Annotated in this window: 3 protein-coding genes; all 3 read right to left on the reverse strand. The window is 30.1% G+C overall.

Annotated features, from left to right (window positions below):
• Positions 1 to 311 precede the first annotated feature (311 nt).
• Entirely contained in the window at positions 312 to 1,559 is a 1,248-nt protein-coding gene (locus AC1DY0_RS18855) for a hypothetical protein (RefSeq protein WP_477190124.1), read from the reverse strand.
• Positions 1,560 to 1,767: 208 nt separating this feature from the next.
• A complete protein-coding gene (locus AC1DY0_RS18860; RefSeq protein WP_477190125.1) occupies positions 1,768 to 2,175 on the reverse strand; it encodes a hypothetical protein in 408 nt (135 codons plus the stop codon).
• A 172-nt stretch (positions 2,176 to 2,347) separates the two neighbouring features.
• Positions 2,348 to 2,935 carry a hypothetical protein gene (locus AC1DY0_RS18865; RefSeq protein ID WP_477190126.1) on the reverse strand — a complete coding sequence of 196 codons (588 nt, stop codon included), beginning with the start codon at positions 2,933 to 2,935 and terminating at the stop codon, positions 2,348 to 2,350.
• Positions 2,936 to 3,808: the final 873 nt, after the last annotated feature.

The following is a 3,808-nucleotide window of genomic DNA, read 5'->3' on the forward strand; positions in this document are numbered from 1 at the left end:
GGCAAAAGTCTTGTTTTTAATAAAAGTGATCTATTTAAAGCTAAATGCAAGGCACAATTTTTATCCGATAAAATTAGTAGCTTAAAAAAAGAGCCTTCTCAGAAGGCTTTATTTGAATTGTAGGATTGTAAAATTTGAAGATTTTGAGAAAAAAAAGAGGTTTTTTCACAGCCTGACGTTCTGGTACTACAGCGGGTTTGGGACTAAATTAAGCTCATTATTCGGATTTGCCAAATCATCCCAAATAGAAAACCAACTTTCCATTAAGCCAATTGCCCAAATCCGTTGTAGTAGCTGTTGGCGGTAGTCTTTTATTCGTTTTGATTAGACAACATAAAACGATATACATTAGCTATTTTAGCGAGTTGTCCAATTTTTAAAACTGAATTAAAAATATCTAAAGTTTTATTTAAAAATGTTAAATATGAAATTGTGTATTCTTCCTCTGGACGTTTAGTTATTGGGAAATAACTAATTATTTGAGTTTCTGCATTTAGATTTGCTTTAAAATGATTTATTCCATTTCTTAATTTATTATCAAAACAATCGTTATATATATTCTTGAATATTTCTTCAGTTGAAAGATTTAGAACACTTAATTTTTGCCCATTATCTAATGAGGAAAAAGAATCTGAATCTGTAATATTTTTAGGAGAAGCTGGTGGTACATTATTTTGATTTCCTCTTTCATAGAAATTCTGAATTCTAAAAATATATTGACTAGTTCGTCCAATAAACTCAAAACAATCTGTATAAAAACTTTTTAAAAGATTAAAGTTGCTAATAGAAGCAAAATCATCTGTATCAATAATGTCGTGATTAGCATAATAAAAATATTCTCTTAAATCAACAAATCGAATAGTAAGTTCAGAATTATCATTTCTAATTTTAGCACAAACATCTTCATCAATTATATTTGTAACATAGTCAATTAAATCACTATTTGTAGAATTGACTTGATTAAAAACATTATCAGTTATCCATTTAACAAATTCTGAATGATTTTCAAAATCAATCCAAGGATACATTAAATGGTTTAGAGCTAAAAAATAATTTCTGTGAAAATCTAATTCAATTTTACAATTTAATAAATTTTCGACAAATAAGTCTTTAATAATTTTATTGGCTAGTTTTTCAACAATTGGGAAATCAAGCCTTGCATAAGCTCTTGTTAGGTCTTTTAAATCTTCCCATTGCCCATCTGCGTGCATTTTTCTTGAATCTTTTTTTAATTTTAGTTTTTCAAGTTTTTTTAGAGCCATTCGCATTGTTGGCATTAGAATAAAATGAGGTTCTTCGGATGGTTTTTTTGTAGAAAGAGTATCACTGTACTCATAAAAATAATCTCCTCCATCAAAATCTCCCCTAACTAAATTCCCTCTTTCAACTGTAAAATTCCAAGTAAAATTTGTAAAATCTACCGTTAAGGTAGCTTTTATTTCAGAAGAGCAACCAAGACAAATATAAGAAACAGGAAGTTCTTTTCTTTCAGGAATTTGAATACGTAAGTTTGTTGTTTTATCGCACGAATTACATTGAATATGATATCTAGTCCACATATTTAGTTATAAGATTATAAGTGTTGTGTTAAGTTATTGAATTCTCAGATTTCTGCGTAAGATTGCCGCCAACGTTCTGGCACTACAGCGGGTTTGGGACTAAATTAAGCCCTATTCTCGGATTTGCCAAATCATTCCAAATACAAGACCATCTTTCCCTTAAGCCAAATGCCCAAATCCGTTGTAGTGGCTGTTATGGTGCGTTTTTTTATTCCCAATTTTTTATTGCGTCTAATTTTATTTCGTACTCGACGGTTTTTCCATTAGCCAAATATTCTTTTTCAAAAATTATAATATCATTGTTAAACTTAATAGGCTTTATGAAACCTTTGTCGGCTGTTGAGATTCTTGCAAATTTTCCTTTCTGAAGATCAATCAAAGTCAATGCAGTTATAGGTCCTTTTTGGTAGTCAGTAGTAAGCCATTCTTGCAATGCTAAAAAAGTTGAGTCAGGATGCCATTTAAATTCAAATCCAAATATTCTGTTTGCAATTAATTGTCCGTCTAATTTTATATTGTAGTAGGTCGGCCCAAACCGAATTTCGCCTTCAAAAATAAAGTCAAACCCATGTTTTTTGTCTTGAGATTTATATGCACCTATTTCTTCTGTTTCCATTGTCTCTTAGTTTCAACTTTGTAAAATGCACCATAACGTTCTGGCACTACAGCGGGTTTGGGGTTAAATTAAGCCTATTCTTCGGATATGCCAAATCATCCTAAATACAAACCAATTTCTCCATCAAACCAAATGCCCAAATCCGTTGTAGTGGCTGTTATGTGTAGTGCTTTTATATTCTATCTGTATTTTCTCTAAACGTATCTAAAAATTTTGTTTTATTTATTTCTTTTAGAAATACTTTGTTTGTTTTCTCGTTCAAAGTGTCAAAACGAACTTCTCCAGAGTAGTGAATTAATCCCAACAAATTTTCTTTTTCATCTAAAAAATGATAATAAGCAAACTCTGTGTCACATCTTGTTAAAACAAAGAAATGCTTAATAAACTCGTTCAGTTCTGCTTTGTTTACTTTTACTGCGCCATTAAAACGTTTTGAAATTTTTTGCTGTTTGAAATAATTCACAGAATCAATTAAAGGTTTGTAATCTTCTCTCATTTCGGTAAATTTCGAAATCCAGTTTCTGTTATAATCTCCAAAAAAAATCAAATTTTCAACATTCAGATTTTCATATAGTTTTATGATTTCTGTTGATAATTTTTTAATTAGCCCAGCCTCTGATTTATGCTCTAATTTCAACCAATAATGAGAGTGTATTTTTGGATAAAAAAATATTTCCTCATCAATTTCTTTTTCAAAATCTCTTAGCGGAAATTTTCTGTATTTAATTAAACAAATATCTCTGGTAATTTTTTCAAGCATAATTTTGGTTTAGCATTACACATAACGTTCTGGCACTACAGCGGGTTTGGGACTAAATTAAGCCCTATTTTCGGATTAGCCAAATCATCCCAAATACAAACCAATTTTTCCATTAAGCCAAATGCCCAAATCCGTTGTAGTGGCTGTTACAGGAAGTGGCTTATTCAGTTTTGTTAATTTCTCTTTTCAAAACAAAATTTATTATTATTAAAATTATTAGAAGTGGAAAAAATAAAAATGCAATATGTCTTAAATCTACAATACTTATGCCTTTCATTTCAGGATTCAAAACGAAGCGACTCAAGACTGCAATTCCAACTAGAATTAAAATAATTGACAACAAACTGATTAATAAATATTTTATAAATTTTAGAAGATTCAACATCGTTAATTCACAATTAAAATAATTACTCCAACTATAATCCCAATCATTAAGATTCCAATTCTGTGATTCCAATTTTGCTTTAGTAGTTCTTCAAAACTATATCTTTTACGCAGAAATATCCATCTAATCGATGCTCCAAGTTTTGGTATGTAACCTTTAGTTACTTCTTGAAAAAATGTTGTTATAAAATCATCCATTACTTTGAAGAGAGTTTTTTTGCGCAATATTGGTTGCCATTTCCTGTAACGTCAGTCTGTGAAAAAACCTCCGTTTGTATATCACCAAATATAACAAAAAAGTTGTGTCAAAACAGGAATTTTCGTATTTTTAAGAATGCAGCATATCACAGGAATTTCCCGTCATCAGATGCGTTTTTCTAGTTTAGAAGACGCTATAAGTCCCGATAATCAAGTTCGTTTTATAGATGCTTTTGTGGAATTTATTGACCTCACCAAGCTGGGTTTTGCAATACAAAGTATCAAAGGAGA

It is taken from the genome of Flavobacterium sp. P1_E4, assembly GCF_056405915.1.

Coding starts and splice junctions, on each gene's coding strand:
- AC1DY0_RS18855 (WP_477190124.1), bottom strand. CDS start 1,559: ATGTGGACTAGATATCATATTCAATGTAATTCGTGCGATAAAACAACA.
- AC1DY0_RS18860 (WP_477190125.1), bottom strand. CDS start 2,175: ATGGAAACAGAAGAAATAGGTGCATATAAATCTCAAGACAAAAAACAT.
- AC1DY0_RS18865 (WP_477190126.1), bottom strand. CDS start 2,935: ATGCTTGAAAAAATTACCAGAGATATTTGTTTAATTAAATACAGAAAA.